Origin of the sequence: Proteus columbae, assembly GCF_002777965.1 — a bacterium.
Lineage (GTDB): Bacteria > Pseudomonadota > Gammaproteobacteria > Enterobacterales > Enterobacteriaceae > Proteus > Proteus columbae.
The window spans coordinates 106,166-123,974 of sequence record NZ_NGVR01000008.1 but is presented as its reverse complement, the minus strand read 5'-3'; the positions used below and the strand labels follow the sequence as shown (position 1 = coordinate 123,974).

Here is a 17,809-nt window from a genome sequence, read left to right as displayed (position 1 = left end):
CAGATTTATTCAGCTATTTGATTTCTAGCGAAGCCATTCCTCATTTAAGGTTTGGCTATCTCCAAGATAATCTAACAACCATGTCAAAGCGGGAGATTCACTTTTATCGACCCACGTCAGGCAGCAAGGGCTGTCTGGCAATGGTTGTGCCAGTTGTAAAGTAACCAGCTTGCCTTGTTCAATTAAAGGTTCAGCACGGTGCCAAGGCACCATTCCTACACATAATCCCGCTAATAAGCATTCAAGCCCCATATCCCATGTCGGAACAACCATTCTACGCTGATTATTTAGCGCCCAAGTGTCACGCTTTGGTAAACTGCGTGAGGTATCTTCTAAGCATAAACTTGGATAAGGCCGCATTTCATCATCCGTTAATGGATGTTGTGCTTTTGCTAAAGGGTGATCAACATGACAAACACAACGCCAAGGCATAAATCCCATATCTCTAAAACTATAACGTTCACCAATTGGTGAGGCCCTTGTTGCACCAATTGCTAAGTCAACACGACCATTAACTAAGGAGTCCCATACGCCATTAAACACTTCAGGGTAGACATACAGTTCAATATCAGGAAAATGGCGGTAGAAATCGAGAATAAGTTGTTGTGTTCTTTCAGGTTTAACAATGCCATCAACTGCTATACTAAATTGACCGCGCCACCCATTAGAAACTTGTTGACAAAGATGTCGAGTGTCATTCATTTTTTTGATAACAGATCGGGCTTCTTTGATGAAAATTTTACCTGCATCGGTTAATTCTACATCACGGTGACGGCGCTCAAACAAAGGAACGGCGAGCCATTCCTCTAATTGCCGAACAGTGTAACTAACGGCGGATGGCACTCTGTGCAATTCTTGAGCAGCGGAGCTAAAACTTCCTGTTCTTGCAACTGCATCAACAACTTCTAAAGAGTATTCTGACCACATAGAGTTTATTCCTTTGAAAATTTTTCACAGCATTAACCAAATATTCCCGTTTCACAAGTAAAATAGGTCTTAGTTACAATACATAAAATGTTCTACATCACATAGCATAGAAAATAAAATGAATTCTAAAACTTCCACACAATCAAAAACACCTATGAGCTTTATGGTGTACCTAGCGGGTTTGAGTATGCTAGGTTACTTAGCTATTGATATGTACTTACCTGCATTTGGTATGATGCAGCGTGAACTCTCTATCAGCGAAGGTGCTATTAGTAATAGCTTAAGTATCTTTTTATTTGGCTTTGCTGTTGCTCAATTACTTTGGGGACCACTTTCTGACAAAGTAGGTCGTAAACCTATTCTTCTTATTGGTTTAAGTCTTTTCTCTTTAGGCTGTCTTGGTATGCTGTGGGTTGAAAGTGCAACTGGTTTACTTGCTATGCGCTTCCTGCAAGCTTTCGGCGTCTGCTCTGCTGCTGTTATTTGGCAAGCTCTTGTCATCGACCGTTTTGATGAATCTCGCGCTCAGCACGTTTTTGCTTTAATTATGCCACTGGTTGCATTATCACCGGCACTTGCACCTTTAATTGGTGCATCGTTATTAGATCACGGTGGCTGGCGTATGATTTTCATGCTGTTAATGGCAGTAACGTTAGTTCTAATGTTACCGACATTAATGCTAAAAAACATTAAACAAAAATCAGTCACAGATACAAACCAATCTACTGCTTCATTTATGACTTTACTAAAATCCCCTCTCTACTCCGGTAACGTATTAGTTTACGCTTCTTGTAGTGCAGGTTTCTTTGCTTGGTTAGCCGGCTCACCAATCATTCTTGAAAAGATGGGCTACTCTCCACAGGATATCGGTTTAAGTTATATTCCACAAACTATTGCATTTATGGTGGGTGGTTATGGTTGTCGTATTTTACTGTCAAAAATGACAGGTAAAACGCTGCTACCACTGTTGTTAATTGGTTATGCGGTCAGTATGACTGCGTTATACCTTGTTGCTAAATTTACTGAGCCAACATTAACAACTATTTTAATTCCGTTCTGTATTATGGCTGCAATGAATGGTGCATCTTATCCAATCGCAGTATCTAATGCTTTATCCGCTTATCCAGAAATCAGTGGTAAAGCAGCAGCGTTACAAAATGCACTTCAGTTGGGTCTTTGTAGCTTAGCAAGTTTTATTGTGTCTGCATTTATCAGCCAACAACCTCTGATTAACACCACTGCAATTATGGCGTTAACAGCAATCCCAATGGCGGTTGGTTACTTTATTCAGCGTAATAAATCTGTTACCAAACACACGGTTCAAACCGCCGAATAACCCCCGCCCCTCTTTTAAGAATTATCTCAAAAAGGTCATTTTATAAAAAATGGCCTTTTTCTTTTCTAGAGAAAAATATTCTGCGTCTCTATACTTACCTATACGCTGTAATAGCGTTTTATTTATTTTTCTTTCGGATTTTGAGACATTAAACAGATTATTTGCTGATTATGTCAGATTAGTTGTCTTATTAATTCTATTCGTTCAATTCAGACTGAACACAATACCATTTTAATACTATCAATCTGCACACATCCTTTTTAGCTTTATGTTTCAAAACCCGCTTAGTTTACGCGGAGAGTATATGAGTACATCTTGTGTAGAAGAAGGCCGAAAGACCTCCAACGATCCTTATAAAAAGATCGCAATAGAACTGTTAGCTCACGCTGATATTCGAGTTAATGGCTCAGAACCTTATGATATTCAGGTTCATAATCAAAATTTTTATAAAAGAGTATTACAGCAAGGCTCATTAGGTCTCGGCGAAAGTTATATGGATGGCTGGTGGGATTGTGAGCGACTGGATATATTCTTTCATAAAGTTTTACGTGCTGGTCTTGAAAATAAACTCCCACAAAATCTACGCGATATTTTCAAAATTGCGATAGCCCGTCTTTTTAATCTACAAACACAAAAACGCGCATGGATGGTAGGTAAAGAGCATTACGATCTAGGGAATGATTTATTTACTGCCATGCTTGATCCTAATATGCAATATTCCTGTGGTTACTGGAAAAATGCAGATAATTTAGCCCAAGCTCAAGAACATAAATTAGATTTAATTTGCCGAAAATTAGATTTAAAGCCAGGTATGACCTTATTAGATATTGGCTGTGGTTGGGGAGGACTTGCAGGCTATGCCGCCAAACACTTTGGCGTTTCTGTCACTGGTGTCACCATTTCTGTTGAACAACAGAAACTGGCACAAGATCGGTGCCAAGGACTTGATGTCAATATTATTTTAGAAGACTATCGTGATTTACATGAAAAATTTGATCGTATCGTTTCAGTGGGTATGTTCGAACATGTAGGACCTAAAAATTATGCAACTTATTTTGATGTGGTTCGCCACAATTTAAAGGACGATGGTCTGTTTTTACTGCACACAATAGGTTCTAACCGCGATAAAGTGAATGTAGATAGCTGGATAAGCAAATATATCTTTCCTAATGGGTGCTTACCTTCTATTCAAAAAATCGCTCATGCAATGGACAGTAAATTTGTGATGGAAGATTGGCATAACTTTGGTGCTGATTACGATAAAACATTAATGGCATGGTATCAGCGTTTTTTAGCTTGTTGGCCAGATATTGAATCGAATTACACACCGCGTTTTAAACGTATGTTTAGCTATTATCTTAATGCCTGTGCGGGTGCATTTCGTGCCAGAGATATTCAGTTATGGCAAATAGTACTCAGCCCTAAAGGCCATATTGGCGGTTTACAGATCCCTCGTTAATTATTCTTTTTATAAAAAGAGAAAAGCCAGTTTGATTGATAAACTGGCTTTTTCTTTGATTCTCTTTTAAGAGCAACAACATTAATCATTAATTATGTGAAGCTTGCTCTTCATTTTCAATTTGTTGTGCTGCTAATAAAGCTTGTTGCTGTGCTTGTTGTGCCATAACGCGCTCTACTGTATCGACAATTGCCTGAGTTTGAGGATCAAGCTCTATATTGACTTTATCACCAAGGCGTTTTCGACCTAATGTCGTTCTATCACGGGTTTCCGGGATTAAATGGACACAAAAACGGTTATTAATCACATCGCCCACAGTTAGGCTTATTCCATCAATACCAATAAAACCTTTGTGTAAAATGTACTTCATTAATGCTTTATCAAAGATACGAAACCAAATTTGTAAATTATTTTCTGATGTAATAATTTTGGCAACTTCAGCGGTTGTTACAATATGACCAGACATTACATGACCACCAATTTCATCACCATACTTAGCCGCACGTTCAATATTTACTTCAGAGCCGACTTTTAATTCACCAAGGTTAGTTAAACGTAATGTCTCTTTCACTAAATCAAAGCTAATATGCGTACCTTCAATTTTAGTGACCGTTAAACAGCAACCATTATTTGCAACAGAAGCGCCTGTTTCTAAATTGCCGACTAACTCGTTGGGTAATTCAATGATATGGGTACGAAAATCGCCTTTATCTTCGATAGCAATAACCCGCCCTTTTCCCTGAACAATACCTGTAAACATCTTACATCTCCTTGGATCGATAAACTGGTAAACTCATTTTAGGCTTATGCTATTAAGGATAACATAGCTCGTATTAATACAAAGGAACAATTATCGCATTTATTCCTTATCGATTATTGCCGTTAAATATAACGTAAAAACACCTAATAAATTATCAAAATCCTGTGTTTGAAAAGCTAAACTTCTTTCGTTGCTAATTAAACTTTTATCATTAGAATAAGCGGTCTTGAGGATCTCTTTACGTCATTTTAACAATACGACGTTCGTTCTCTTCCTTTCTTTTTCTTATAATAAATAAAGGTGTATGCGTGCAGAAGTACATAAGAGAAGCGCGTAGCTTACTTGCTCTCGGTATCCCCGTTATCATCGCGCAATTTTCCCAAACAGCAATGGGTGTGGTTGATACTGTCATGGCGGGGGCTGTAAATGCCACAGAAATGTCGGCGGTGGCAGTAGGTACGTCTATTTGGTTACCAACGATTTTATTAGGTCAAGGCATATTAATGGCATTAACCCCAATCGTTGCACAATTAAATGGTTCAGGACAACGAAAACACATTGCTAATCGTACACAGCAAGGGTTTTGGCTCGCCACTTTCTTATCAATCATGGTCATTGCTATTCTTTATAACAGCCGTTTTATTATTGAAGCGCAACATGATATCGAACCTGAATTAGCCGAAAAGGCCATTGGATTTATTCATGCCATTATGTGGGGTGCTCCGGGTTGCCTTTACTATCAGGTATTAAGAAGCCAATGTGAGGGATTATCTAAAACAAAACCTGGCATGATAATTGGTTTTATTGGCTTATTAATTAATATCCCTGTTAACTATGCTTTTATTTACGGTAAATTTGGCGCACCACAATTAGGGGGGATTGGTTGTGGTGTTGCAACGGCCTCTGTTTTCTGGGCAATGTTCTTAATGATGCGTTATTACGTGCGTCGAGCACCGACACAACGTGACGTTATGCCAAAGAAACGTTTAGTAAGCCCTGATTTCCACACGATAAAACGTATTACATTTTTAGGATTACCCGTTGGTTTAGCCTTATTCTTTGAGGTAACACTCTTTGCCGTTGTTGCATTATTAGTTTCACCTTTAGGCGTTACTGCGGTTGCTAGTCATCAGATAGCTCTTAACTTTAGCTCCCTGATGTTTATGTTCCCTCTTTCATTGGGAATAGCAGCAACAATTCGTGTGGGTCATAATTTAGGACAACGCTCCACAGAACAAGCCCGCATTTCAGCCATTACAGCACTTGCTGTTGGGCTAATGTTGGCAAGTTGTACTGCAATTTTCTCTATCATCTTTAGAGAAAAAATCGCATTAATGTATAACGATAATATTGAAGTGGTGACATTAGCTTCTCATCTTATGTTATTCGCTGCGCTTTATCAGTTATCAGATTCTGTGCAAGTTATTGGCTCCGGTGTATTACGAGGTTATAAAGATACTCGCTCTATCTTCTTTATTACCTTTATTGCCTACTGGGTAATTGGATTACCTTCTGGTTATATATTAGGACGTACTAACTACTTTGTTGAAGCTATGGGACCTGCTGGTTTCTGGATTGGCTTTATTCTAGGTTTAACTGCCTCAGCAATTATGATGGGTTCCCGTATTTGGTGGATCCAACGTCAATCTGATGAAGTGGTGTTATTACGCTCAGAGCGTTAAAGAGAAACGGTTATTTAGGCAAGGGAATGACACAAATATCAACAAATAGCTTTAAATACGAGCAGTTGAATATAAATTTGTGTTTTTCCTCTTGCCAGAATCGAATCATCTCGTTAATATTCGTCCCCGTTGTCACCCAATAGATAATGCGTCCATAGCTCAGTTGGTTAGAGCACCACCTTGACATGGTGGGGGTCGGTGGTTCGAGTCCACTTGGACGCACCATTTATGTTTCGGCAACATCTCAATACAGTGCGTCCATAGCTCAGTTGGTTAGAGCACCACCTTGACATGGTGGGGGTCGGTGGTTCGAGTCCACTTGGACGCACCATTTATGTTTCGGCAACATCTCAATACAGTGCGTCCATAGCTCAGTTGGTTAGAGCACCACCTTGACATGGTGGGGGTCGGTGGTTCGAGTCCACTTGGACGCACCATTTATGTTTCGGCAACATCTCAATACAGTGCGTCCATAGCTCAGTTGGTTAGAGCACCACCTTGACATGGTGGGGGTCGGTGGTTCGAGTCCACTTGGACGCACCATTTCTCTTTCTCTATTTTCTTATTTTTACTCATCTTACCTACCCTACAAAATAATTAATCTAGCTTGCAATATTTTATTGCGCAACAAATTGCTTAAAAAACAAGCAGTCAGTGCTGTATTTTGATCACATCACTTAAATTTACCTTTTTTCGATTTTCTTCATAGAAATTAACCTCTATAATACGAAACATAATTTTGTTGAAAGGTTTCAGCGCATTGATTTACGGGCATCTTTAGAAAACAGAACAAATGAATCGTGATAGACTATAATGTAAGATGTCTACCAACCCGTGATACAAAATAGTGACAAGATTTTTATGATGTTGCTGAATCATTAACATGTTGCGCAACTTATCCCTTAGAGATGAGCTTGTACATCCTGTTTTGCACCGTTGATACAGTTAATAGAAAACGGCGACATTAATCCTTATTCATCCATTACAATACAACCATTAAATAGACTGCCATGAAAAAGACAAAAATTGTTTGCACCATCGGGCCAAAAACCGAATCTGAAGAAAAACTGAATCAATTACTAGACGCTGGCATGAACGTTATGCGTTTAAACTTCTCTCACGGTGACTATGAAGAGCATGGCAACCGTATCAAAAACCTGCGTAACGTTTGCGCTAAAACAGGCAAAAAAGCCGCTATCTTATTAGATACTAAAGGCCCAGAAATTCGTACCATCAAATTAGAAGGTGGTAATGATGTTACTTTAGTTGCTGGTCAAACTTTCACTTTCACCACAGACAAAACTGTTGTGGGTAACAAAGACCGCGTTGCTGTAACTTACGAAGGTTTCGCTAAAGATTTAACTGTTGGTAACACTGTTTTAGTTGATGATGGTCTTATCGGCATGAAAGTAACTGCTGTAACTGATACAGAAGTTGTTTGTGAAGTTTTAAACAACGGTGACCTAGGTGAAAACAAAGGTGTTAACTTACCTGGCGTTTCTATCGGTTTACCTGCATTAGCTGAAAAAGATAAACAAGATCTTATCTTTGGTTGCGAGCAAGGCGTTGATTTCGTTGCTGCATCATTTATTCGTAAACGTTCAGACGTTGAAGAAATGCGTGCTCACTTAAATGCACACGGTGGCGAAAACATTATGATCATCTCAAAAATTGAAAACCAAGAAGGTTTAAACAATTTTGATGAGATCTTAGAAGCCTCTGACGGCATCATGGTTGCTCGTGGTGACTTAGGTGTTGAGATCCCAGTTGAAGAAGTTATCTTCGCACAAAAAATGATGATCGAAAAATGTAACGCTGCGCGTAAAGTGGTTATCACTGCAACGCAAATGTTAGATTCTATGATCAAAAACCCACGCCCTACTCGTGCTGAAGCGGGTGACGTTGCGAATGCTATCTTAGATGGTACTGATGCTGTTATGTTGTCAGGTGAAAGTGCTAAAGGTAAATACCCAGTAGAAGCTGTAACTATCATGGCAACTATCTGTGATCGTACAGACCGTATCATGCAATCTCGCCTTGATTACAAACAAACAGCTGCAAAATTACGTGTAACTGAAGCAGTTTGTCGCGGTGCGGTAGAAATGGCTGAAAACTTAGATGCCCCTCTGATTGTTGTTGCAACTTTCGGTGGTAAATCAGCACGTTCTATCCGTAAATATTTCCCAACTGCACCAATCTTAGCATTAACAAACAACGAAGAAACAGCTCGTCAGTTACTGTTAGTTAAAGGTGTAACAACGCAATTAGTTAATGAAATCTCTTCTACTGACGACTTCTACCGTATTGGTAAAGAAGCCGCATTAGCAAGTGGTCTAGCTCATGCTGGTGAGCGTGTTGTTATGGTTACTGGTGCGCTGGTTGATAGCGGTACAACAAATACTTCATCTGTTCACGTTCTGTAATTTAACAGTACGTCAATAGTTCAAACGCCACGGTCATCGTGGCGTTTTTTCTTTTCTCTATTTTCTCTATTCTGCTGATTTTTCCCTCTTACTGTCCTCATTTCTTCTATGCTTTTAATAAGCTATTTTATTAATTGTAAGTAAAATAAGGATGTAAAATGTCTGATGGCACAATAAATACTCATGCTTTTGCTTGTACTACCCTTGCGATCAAAGATAAGAAAAATCGCATTTATCATGGTAGAACAATGGAATTTTCAGCAGACAAACCTGCCTCAATATTTGCCTATTATCCTAAAGGCCATACATTCCAACAAAACGCCCCCAATGGTACACCAGGATTAAAATATGCCACTAAATATCCTTTTATTGCCATTACAGCACCAATTAATTTAGAAGGAACAAAAGACGTACTCGAAGGAGTCAATACACAAGGGCTTTCTTTTAGCTTGAATATGCTTCCTGATTCAAAGCTAAATGATATTACCCCAGAAAACTACTCAACCTCAGTGCCGATCGCCGCAATTGGCGAATGGGCTTTAGCACAATATTCAACCGTTGAAGAATTAAAACAAGATATCCCTAAAACGGCATTTTGGTCACAAAAGTTATTACTATTGCGCAATTTGCCCAGCCCTTTCCATTATGCTTTTTATGATAAAACGGGAGCCTGTATTGTTGTTGAGGTTTCAGAAGGAAAATTGCATATTTATGATAATCCGACTTATTGCATGACCAATGGGCCATTATTTCCATGGCATCTTACTAACTTAAATAATTACACCCACCTTTCTAATATTAATATTTCCACCAGCACACTGGGAAATATTAAAGTAAAACAACCAGATAGTGGAATTGCTTTAGTAACATTGCCAAGCTCTGATACTTCTGTTGATAGATTTATTCGTGCTGTTTACTACACAACGTATTATCACCAAGTTTCTGATCAAGACACACAACTTGTTGAACTAGCTCATATTATGAATCGTTTTGATCGCCCTAAAAATTCCACAATCGATCCTTTACTGGGTAATAACACGTTAAAAGCCCTTCATACAAGCGAATTTTCAGTATGGACAACACTCACCGATTTAGAACGAGGAATACTTTTTTTTAGGGGATATAACGATCTCAACTTCCAAAAATTTACGCTTGAATCGTTTAAAAATGAAATAGAACCTATTTTCATAAAAGTAAATTTAGGTAGTGCTTTATAGCTATAAATATAAGTAACAATAAAACAATACAGATAAAATGTTTTTCTATCAGACTTTTATGAATAAAAATCTTTTGTGAAATAACACGCATTTTTTGTACTGAATATTTGCGTTTTAGGTGTTATTTTTTCTATTGTTCAACTAATGGTTCAGTAGAATGTGGTAAATAAATCCAGCATTTTCCTATATATGTGCCATACTTATTAATGGTTTCATATAAATGCTACTTGTTCCTTTACACAAACTAATAATAGAGGTTGTAACTATGAAAGCGAAACTTGTACTAGGTGCGGTAATTCTGGCTTCAGGCTTATTAGCAGGTTGTTCTTCTAGTAATAATGCACAATTAGATCAAATCTCTTCTGATGTAAGCCGCCTGAATACTCAAGTTCAGCAATTAAGTGGTGATGTACAATCTGCTCGCGCTGAAGCTAAATCAGCTTACGACGAAGCAGCTCGTGCAAATCAGCGTTTAGATAACCAAGTCACTACTTATAAAAAGTAATTTGACTCACCAATAGGCTGAAAACAGCTTTAGGTAAGTATTAATCGCAAAGCCCTAACAATGTTAGGGCTTTGGTTTTTTATAAGGTTATTAATTATTGTGAAGTTTATCGATACCCAGGGCTTTTATACGCTCATTTAAATTAAAATTAGTAGCTAAGTGCGAATTATATTTGATATTTTTATCAGCTTGAATAGATATCTGACTAAATGTATCCCTAATTTTATCAACACTTTTTTGCTGAGTTATTGTTAGTACAGAATACTCCATATCACTTACTTTTTTAAATTCATTCTCTAGAATATTAAACAGCTCAGTCACTGACTTTGAAGATTTTGTGTAGGAGACTCTAGAGCTCGCCATATCAGGCAAAACCTCTATTTCAATTAACTCATATTTCCTCGATCCCTCTTTGGGAATGACTCGTTGAAGGAGCTCATTGCACATTAATTGAATATTTTCACTTTTTAGCTTTTTATCTCCACATAAAAACGTTTTGCAGCTATTTTCCACCTGAGATAAATTATTAAATAGTCTCTCTAAACCATCCCCCACACTAGAAGTGATATTATTATTTCTCTTTATCGTATGTTCATTACTAACTGAAACTCTCATTAAAATACCTTACTATCAATAGAAAACATTTTGATAGTAAGGCATTTTTAACGCTATTGATTTTATAAAGAAGTCTTTTGTTATTTTTGTGAAACTTAAAACAAAACAGGTGCCTGAAGCACCTATTTTATTTTTAATAATATCATCCAAACTGACTAGTAAGCAGTAACCTCTACAGGAATGCCAGAACGTCGAATAAGCTCTGCATCGACTTTATCTTTATCCACTTTACCACTCTCATACCAAGCATTAAATTGCTTCGTGAATGTAAGAGGCATAGTTTGTGGATCGTCATCTTCATTACGTGATAGTGGTTGGTGGACTTCAATAAACTGTCTACCGTCTGCGGTTTCAGTAAATTTAATCGGCTTATTGATTACCTGAACACGGCTACCTTTAGGTACCACGTTAAATAACGTCTCAATATCATTTGGTCTTAAACGAATACAGCCCGAACTCACTCTTAAGCCAATACCAAAATCAGCATTAGTACCATGAATAAGATATTCACCTCGACTATGTGCCAATCTTAGGGCATATGCTCCCATTGGGTTTTCAGGGCCAGCAGGAACAACAGCAGGTAGCGTGATCCCTTTAGCTGCATAGTTTTTGCGAATATTCGCCGTTGGAGTCCAAGTTGGATCTTTAATTAATTGAGAAATCGATGTCACCATTTCAGGTGTTTCTCGTCCTAATTGACCAATTCCAATAGGGTAAACATCAACCGTTCCACCCTCTTTTGGATAATAATAAAGGCGCAATTCAGCAAGGTTAATAACAATACCTTTATGTAAAGTATCAGGCAAAATCATCTGTAATGGGATCGTTAAGGTTTTACCTGCATCAGGCAAAAGAGGATCAATACCAGGATTCGCTTCCATCATATTGAGCAATCCCACTTGGTATTCAGACGCAATGGTTTCTAGTGAACGCTTATCATCAGGAACTATATATGAAAAATTTTCACCAATAATACGCTGGTTATCAGCAGGTAGTAGATATTCTGTCGCATAAGACAAGTGACTACTCATTCCTAGCAGCGATACACCCAAGAGAGTTAACCATTTTTTCATCGTTTATCCCGTGTGTTAGAAATAAAATAAACTGACTATTATGATGATAACATTATCATTGTTATGCTTTCATATAATAAGTCAGTTTAGAACATTAATGTGGGATCAGGTAACATTTATGCTACAGCGTATTCTGAAAAACGCTTAATCAGTGTCGTGACCATCGCATGTAAGCCTTGAGTTCGAGAAGGTGTTAAGTGGCTTTCTAGCGCTAGTGATGAAAAATACTGTTTTACATCTGTGGCTAATGCTTGTTCGAGCGTCTTCCCCTGAAATAAGATAATTACCAAGGCAACAAGCCCTTTCACAATGCCTGCATCACTGTCACCAGCCAGTACCAGTTGTTTATTATCATTAAGAGAAACCGCTATCCAAACTTGGCTTTGACAACCTTCAATAAAATTAGCTGAAATACGTTGTTCATCTGTTAAAGGAGTGAGGCGCTCACCTAACTCCATCATATAGAGATAACGTTGTTCCCAATCCTGACAACGAGAGAAATTGCGTAATAATTTTGCTTCATCTGGCAAATTGGCCACTGCCATGAATAACCTCTTTTTTAATCTTTAACCTAATAACATTTCAACACGTAATAGCGCATTAACCAACGCATCGATATCATTTTTATTGGTATATAAACCAAGAGATGCACGACACATCGCAGGAACTTGGTAATAATCCATAATTGGCATCGCACAATGATGCCCTGTACGAATCGCAATACCATAATTATCAAGAAATGCCCCAACATCATAAGCATGGTGTTTACCTAAATTAAACGCTATCACACCTTGTCGAGAATCATTGCCATAAAGCGTTAAAGATTTTACTTTTTGCAACTGCTCTTGGGCATACTTCATTATATGATTTTCATACTCAGCAATATTATTCATGCCTAATTGTGAAAGATAATCTAACGCAGCACCTAAGCCAATCATTCCCATTATATTAGGAGTTCCTGCTTCAAAGCGCCAAGGTGCATCTGCATAGGTAATATCACCATTAATGTGAACATGCTTTATCATTGCGCCACCGCCTTCCCAAGACGGTAATTCATCCAGTATCTCTTTTTTACCATACAGCAAGCCAATACCAGTAGGTCCATAAAGTTTATGGCCGCTACACACAAAAAAGTCGCAATCAAGTTGTGAAACATTAATTGTTTGATGCATTGCACTTTGAGCACCATCAACCAATATATGTAACTCCCCTCCTTGATCAATAGCATATTGACGAGCATCACGAATAATTTGAGCGATAGGATTCACTGTGCCCAATACATTTGATTGATGCGTAAGGCTGAGTAATTTAGTTCGTTCATCGATTAAGCGAGGTAATTGAGCTAAATCCAGTGTGCCGTCTTGTAATAACGGTAACACTCGAACATTAAAACCACACTGTTTTGCCAGCATATACCAAGGAACAATATTTGCGTGATGTTCCATTTCTGTGATGATGATATTGTCACCATCATTTAAAAATCGTTGGCTATAAACATTTGCGATTAAGTTGATCCCTTCTGTTGTTCCCTTAACAAAAATAATCTCTTCTTCGCTATTGGCACCTAAAAAATCACTGGCTTTTTTACGAACATTTTCAACTAACGTTGTCGCATTTGCACTTAACGTATGAATGCCGCGGTGAACCGCGGCATATTGTGTTAAGGCAAATTGTTTTTCATGTTCAATGACGCAAGCCGGTTTCTGAGCACTTGCGGCACTGTCGAGATAAACCAGTGTTTTTCCTTTTACTTGTTGTAAAAGGATTGGAAAATCATCTCGCGCTTTTTCAATGGAATGCGTCATAATGCCTTATTTTATACCTCTAATAAGCGCTGATTAATTCTGTCTAATACCTGCGCCTTGATCACACTATTTTCTAGTGATTCAGTTAATTCAGCCGCAAATGCATGGATGATCATTTTACGGGCGTCACTTAAAGAAATACCTCGTGAACGCAAATAAAATAGTTGCTCATTATCAATCCGACCTACTGTGGCACCATGGCTACATTTCACATCATCAGCATAGATTTCAAGCTGTGGTTTAGTATCAATTTGTGCTTTCTCACCCAGCAACAGATTGTTATTAGTCATTTGACCATCTGTTTTTAAGGCTTGAGGTGTCACCGTGATCATACCGTTAAATACGGCTTTCCCTGCATCCATCGCAATACTTTTATGCAGTTGACGACTCTGGCAATTTTTCTCACCATGAACCAGCCATGTACGGGTATCCGCTATTTCGTCTGCTTTAGGTAATACAACGCTATTCATCGAAAGTTCTGTATTTTCACCTTTTAGTGCCGAACTCGTGTGATGACGACTAAGTTTAGCGCCTAATAAGAATGCATAACTATTGACACGAGCATCACGACCTATCGTCAGATCATTATGAGCAAAATGCTGACTTACGCCATTTTCAAAACTTAATTTGATATGATTAAAAGAGGCATTATCACCAATCGCTGCGGTTAATCTTGCTCCCGTAAAGTGACGGTTTTCGTTATCACTGCTGATATAGTGCTCTACCACTTGCATCTGGGTATTCGCACCAACATCAAGGTGAAAACGATAATTTGCACTATTTACCTCTGCGCTTTGATCACCTTGAGTAATATTGAGGATATAAAGTGGTTTATCCGCAATAACACCCGCTTTCAGGGTGATCAACAAAGGATGTGGCGCTAAACTTTCAACTAAATGCAGGAAAATTTCACCATTTACCGCTTTAGGTAATTCACTTTGGTTATCAAGTAAAGTGACTTGATAAGGACCAAAATCTTTACTGCTTTCTATCGGTGAAAATGTGCCATTTACCATAACAATACGGTAGCAATCAAAAGACAAAGCGTGTTTAGCCATTAAACTTTGCACATCAAAAGGTGGTAACTGTTGATAGTGCTGGCTTAGCGTTTCTTCTAATGGCGTATAATGCCAATCTTCATGACGGTAAGCTGGGAAACCTACTTTCTCGACTTGTAGCCAGTGATTACGCGCATTGAGATTATCGTCGCCTTTACGTTGATGGTATAACGCTGAAAACGTTTTTAGTGCTTGTTGATTACGCAGTTCAACTTGGCGCTGTTTTTCACGCTTTTCATTGAGGGTCAATAAGCCAGCCATAACCTTGTTCCTCCAATTTTTGCGCCAATGAAAAATCACCAGATTTAATGATTTTTCCCTGATAAAGCACATGTACAAAATCAGGTTTAATATAATCAAGAATGCGTTGGTAGTGTGTTACAACAATAAAAGCACGTTTGCCATCACGTAAGCTATTAACACCATTAGAAACGATTTTTAATGCGTCGATATCAAGCCCTGAATCTGTTTCATCTAAAATACACAATTCAGGCTCTAATGCAGCCATTTGCAAAATATCGTTACGTTTTTTTTCACCACCAGAAAATCCCACGTTAACTGAGCGTGTTAACAAATCTTGTGGCATATCCAATAATTTGATTTTATCTTCAATAAAGTCTTCAAAATCAAAGCGATCTAACGGCTCTTGACCCCGATACTCTCTCACCGCATTCACCGAAGATTGCAAGAAAAATTGGTTGCTGACACCGGGTATTTCAACAGGATATTGAAATGCCATAAAAATACCTTCACCTGCGCGATCTTCTGGTTCTAATTCCAATAAATCTTTATTTTTAAAGGTAATTGAACCTTCATCAACTTCATATTCATCACGACCAGCAAGTGTTGCTGATAAGGTACTTTTACCCGAGCCATTTGGTCCCATAATCGCGTGGACTTCACCTGCACGAACCTGCAAATCTAATCCTTTAAGGATCTCATTGCCTTCAACACTGACATGTAAATTTTTAATCTCTAACATAATATATGCCTTCGGTATCTTTATACTCAGAATTTGGTTAATAGTTAACCGACGCTATGTTCTAAGCTGATTGCTAATAATTTTTGTGCTTCCACAGCAAATTCCAGCGGTAATTCTGAGAACACATCTTTACAAAATCCGTTTACAATCATTGAGATTGCATCATCTTCGCTTAACCCACGCTGACGACAATAGAACAACTGATCCTCACCAATACGTGACGTTGTCGCTTCATGTTCAAGCTGTGCAGAGTTGTTCATTACTTCAACATAAGGGAAAGTATGCGCACCGCACTGCGTACCAATTAACATGGAATCACATTGGGTAAAATTACGGGCATTTTGCGCACCGGGGAGTACTTTTACGAGTCCGCGGTAACTATTTTGGCTTTTACCCGCAGAAATACCTTTAGAGATAATGGTTGATTTGGTATTTTTGCCGATATGGATCATCTTAGTACCAGTATCTGCTTGTTGGTTGCCATTCGTTAAAGCAACCGAGAAGAATTCAGCGGTCGAATTATCCCCTTTTAAAATCACACTTGGATATTTCCACGTAATTGCAGAACCTGTTTCTGATTGTGTCCATGACATTTTGGCGTTTTCGCCTTCACAGATAGCACGTTTAGTCACAAAATTAAGAATACCGCCTTCACTATCGCCACCAGAGAACCAGTTTTGCACAGTAGAGTATTTTACTTCGGCATCTTTATGGATAATGACTTCAACCACAGCAGCATGAAGCTGATAGCTATCACGAACAGGTGCTGAACAACCTTCGATATAACTGACGTAACTACCTTCATCAGCAACCAAAATAGTTCGTTCGAATTGACCTGTTTGAGCCGCATTAATACGGAAATAAGTCGATAATTCCATTGGGCAACGAACCCCTTTTGGAATATAGACAAAAGTACCATCAGATGCGACAGCAGCGTTTAGTGCAGCAAAGTAGTTATCATGGCTTGATACCACAGTGCCTAAATATTGGCGCACTAAATCAGGATATTCTTGAATAGCTTCGCTAAATGAACAGAAAATAATGCCATGTTCGGCAAGCTCTTCACGATATGTTGTTGAAACGGAAACAGAGTCAAAAATGGCATCAACAGCAACGGCTTGCCCTTCTCTTACAGGCACACCAAGTTGGTTAAAGGCATCTTCAACTTCTTTGGTTAAATAATCTTGCGTAGCTTGCTTATCACTCGTCACCGCTTCATTTGTGCCACCAGCACAGCTACCATTAGCACAACATGAGCTACAAGATGGCGCTGAATAATAGCTATAATCTTGATAATTAAGCGATGGATAATCTGCTTTTAGCCAATGAGGCTCTTCCATTTCTAGCCAATGGCGATAAGCATCTAAACGAAATTTCAGCATCCACTCTGGTTCGTTTCTTTTTGCCGATATTGCACGTACAACCGCTTCGTTTAATCCTTTTTCTAAGGTATCGGTTGAGATATCGGTATAAAAACCTTCTTTATAGTGATGATCGCTTAGCCATCCCTGAACTTCATCACCAATTTCAACATTGCTCTGAGACATAATCTGACTTCACTATGTTATACCCCGAAGCTCTCACCACATCCGCAGACGTTTTGAGCTTTAGGATTATTAAATTTAAACATTTGATTAAGTCCTTCACGAACATAATCAACAACTAACCCATCGATAAATGGCATTGCTTTTAATGAGACAAAGAGTTTTGCTCCATTATGTTCATAAACAAGATCATCATCATTTGGGGCAGTAGCGAGTTCAATAACATAACCATACCCTGTACAACCAGAGGGTTTGATACTTAAGGAAAGCCCTTGTTTTTCTGGGTTTTTCTCAATCAAATGGCAGATATGCTTTGCTGCATTATCCGTTAATACAATGCCTTGCCAAGCTGTGTCATTAAGAGAAAAAGTTTCAACGTTGTTTGTCATTTCTGACCTCATTTCGAAAGGAGATTGATATCTT

The 17,809-nt window shown here is 38.4% G+C and carries 16 protein-coding genes and 4 tRNA genes; 10 read left to right on the top strand and 10 right to left on the bottom strand.

The genetic code is table 11. The features are described from left to right. Positions 1-24 precede the first annotated feature (24 nt). A complete protein-coding gene (gene punR / locus CBE70_RS02875) occupies positions 25-927 on the bottom strand; it encodes a DNA-binding transcriptional activator PunR (RefSeq protein ID WP_088495752.1) in 903 nt (300 codons plus the stop codon). A 118-nt stretch (positions 928-1,045) separates the two neighbouring features. Between punR and punC the strand changes: the two genes are divergently transcribed. After that, positions 1,046-2,263 carry a purine nucleoside transporter PunC gene (punC, locus tag CBE70_RS02870; RefSeq protein WP_100158128.1) on the top strand — a complete coding sequence of 406 codons (1,218 nt, stop codon included), beginning with the start codon at positions 1,046-1,048 and terminating at the stop codon, positions 2,261-2,263. Positions 2,264-2,567: 304 nt separating this feature from the next. Next, positions 2,568-3,722 carry a cyclopropane fatty acyl phospholipid synthase gene (cfa, locus tag CBE70_RS02865; RefSeq protein ID WP_036913215.1) on the top strand — a complete coding sequence of 385 codons (1,155 nt, stop codon included), beginning with the start codon at positions 2,568-2,570 and terminating at the stop codon, positions 3,720-3,722. 88 nt (positions 3,723-3,810) lie between these two features. On the opposite strand, the gene CBE70_RS02860 is transcribed toward cfa, so the two are convergent. Beyond that, a complete protein-coding gene (locus tag CBE70_RS02860; RefSeq protein ID WP_100158127.1) occupies positions 3,811-4,482 on the bottom strand; it encodes a riboflavin synthase subunit alpha in 672 nt (223 codons plus the stop codon). Between the two features lie 308 nt (positions 4,483-4,790). Between CBE70_RS02860 and CBE70_RS02855 the strand changes: the two genes are divergently transcribed. From CBE70_RS02855 to CBE70_RS02820, 8 genes are all read left to right on the top strand, one after another. Next, a complete protein-coding gene (locus CBE70_RS02855) occupies positions 4,791-6,164 on the top strand; it encodes an MATE family efflux transporter (RefSeq protein ID WP_100158126.1) in 1,374 nt (457 codons plus the stop codon). A gap of 148 nt (positions 6,165-6,312) precedes the next feature. Further along, positions 6,313-6,389, top strand: a tRNA-Val gene (locus tag CBE70_RS02850). Between the two features lie 29 nt (positions 6,390-6,418). Further along, positions 6,419-6,495, top strand: a tRNA-Val gene (locus CBE70_RS02845). Positions 6,496-6,524: 29 nt separating this feature from the next. Then, positions 6,525-6,601 (top strand) — tRNA-Val (locus tag CBE70_RS02840). 29 nt (positions 6,602-6,630) lie between these two features. Next, positions 6,631-6,707 (top strand) — tRNA-Val (locus CBE70_RS02835). Positions 6,708-7,174: 467 nt separating this feature from the next. Beyond that, complete coding sequence (gene pykF, locus CBE70_RS02830; RefSeq protein WP_100158125.1) at positions 7,175-8,587, top strand: pyruvate kinase PykF; 1,413 nt, start codon at positions 7,175-7,177, stop codon at positions 8,585-8,587. Positions 8,588-8,745: 158 nt separating this feature from the next. Further along, a complete protein-coding gene (locus CBE70_RS02825) occupies positions 8,746-9,804 on the top strand; it encodes a linear amide C-N hydrolase (protein ID WP_100158124.1) in 1,059 nt (352 codons plus the stop codon). Positions 9,805-10,069: 265 nt separating this feature from the next. Beyond that, positions 10,070-10,309: an Lpp/OprI family alanine-zipper lipoprotein gene (locus CBE70_RS02820; protein ID WP_036913221.1), complete on the top strand. Its 240-nt coding sequence runs from the start codon at positions 10,070-10,072 to the stop codon at positions 10,307-10,309. Positions 10,310-10,399: 90 nt separating this feature from the next. Here the strand turns inward: CBE70_RS02820 and CBE70_RS02815 are convergent, their stop codons facing one another. The 8 genes from CBE70_RS02815 to sufA all read right to left on the bottom strand — a co-directional run bounded on the left by CBE70_RS02815 (position 10,400) and on the right by sufA (position 17,775). Next, positions 10,400-10,924 (bottom strand): hypothetical protein, encoded by a 525-nt coding sequence (locus CBE70_RS02815; protein ID WP_100158123.1) that lies wholly within the window; start codon positions 10,922-10,924, stop codon positions 10,400-10,402. 155 nt (positions 10,925-11,079) lie between these two features. Then, complete coding sequence (locus CBE70_RS02810; RefSeq protein WP_100158122.1) at positions 11,080-11,997, bottom strand: L,D-transpeptidase family protein; 918 nt, start codon at positions 11,995-11,997, stop codon at positions 11,080-11,082. A gap of 116 nt (positions 11,998-12,113) precedes the next feature. Further along, positions 12,114-12,542 carry a cysteine desulfuration protein SufE gene (gene sufE / locus CBE70_RS02805; RefSeq protein WP_100158121.1) on the bottom strand — a complete coding sequence of 143 codons (429 nt, stop codon included), beginning with the start codon at positions 12,540-12,542 and terminating at the stop codon, positions 12,114-12,116. A 21-nt stretch (positions 12,543-12,563) separates the two neighbouring features. Beyond that, positions 12,564-13,802 carry a cysteine desulfurase SufS gene (gene sufS / locus CBE70_RS02800; RefSeq protein WP_198585682.1) on the bottom strand — a complete coding sequence of 413 codons (1,239 nt, stop codon included), beginning with the start codon at positions 13,800-13,802 and terminating at the stop codon, positions 12,564-12,566. Between the two features lie 11 nt (positions 13,803-13,813). Beyond that, positions 13,814-15,121 carry a Fe-S cluster assembly protein SufD gene (sufD, locus tag CBE70_RS02795; RefSeq protein ID WP_100158119.1) on the bottom strand — a complete coding sequence of 436 codons (1,308 nt, stop codon included), beginning with the start codon at positions 15,119-15,121 and terminating at the stop codon, positions 13,814-13,816. Then, on the bottom strand, positions 15,096-15,842 hold the full coding sequence (gene sufC, locus CBE70_RS02790) for a Fe-S cluster assembly ATPase SufC (RefSeq protein WP_023582353.1): 747 nt from the start codon (positions 15,840-15,842) through the stop codon (positions 15,096-15,098). The genes sufD and sufC overlap by 26 nt, the downstream gene beginning before the upstream one ends. A gap of 44 nt (positions 15,843-15,886) precedes the next feature. Then, positions 15,887-17,389 carry a Fe-S cluster assembly protein SufB gene (gene sufB, locus CBE70_RS02785; RefSeq protein WP_100158118.1) on the bottom strand — a complete coding sequence of 501 codons (1,503 nt, stop codon included), beginning with the start codon at positions 17,387-17,389 and terminating at the stop codon, positions 15,887-15,889. 17 nt (positions 17,390-17,406) lie between these two features. Then, entirely contained in the window at positions 17,407-17,775 is a 369-nt protein-coding gene (sufA, locus tag CBE70_RS02780) for a Fe-S cluster assembly scaffold SufA (RefSeq protein ID WP_100158117.1), read from the bottom strand. Positions 17,776-17,809 lie beyond the last annotated feature (34 nt).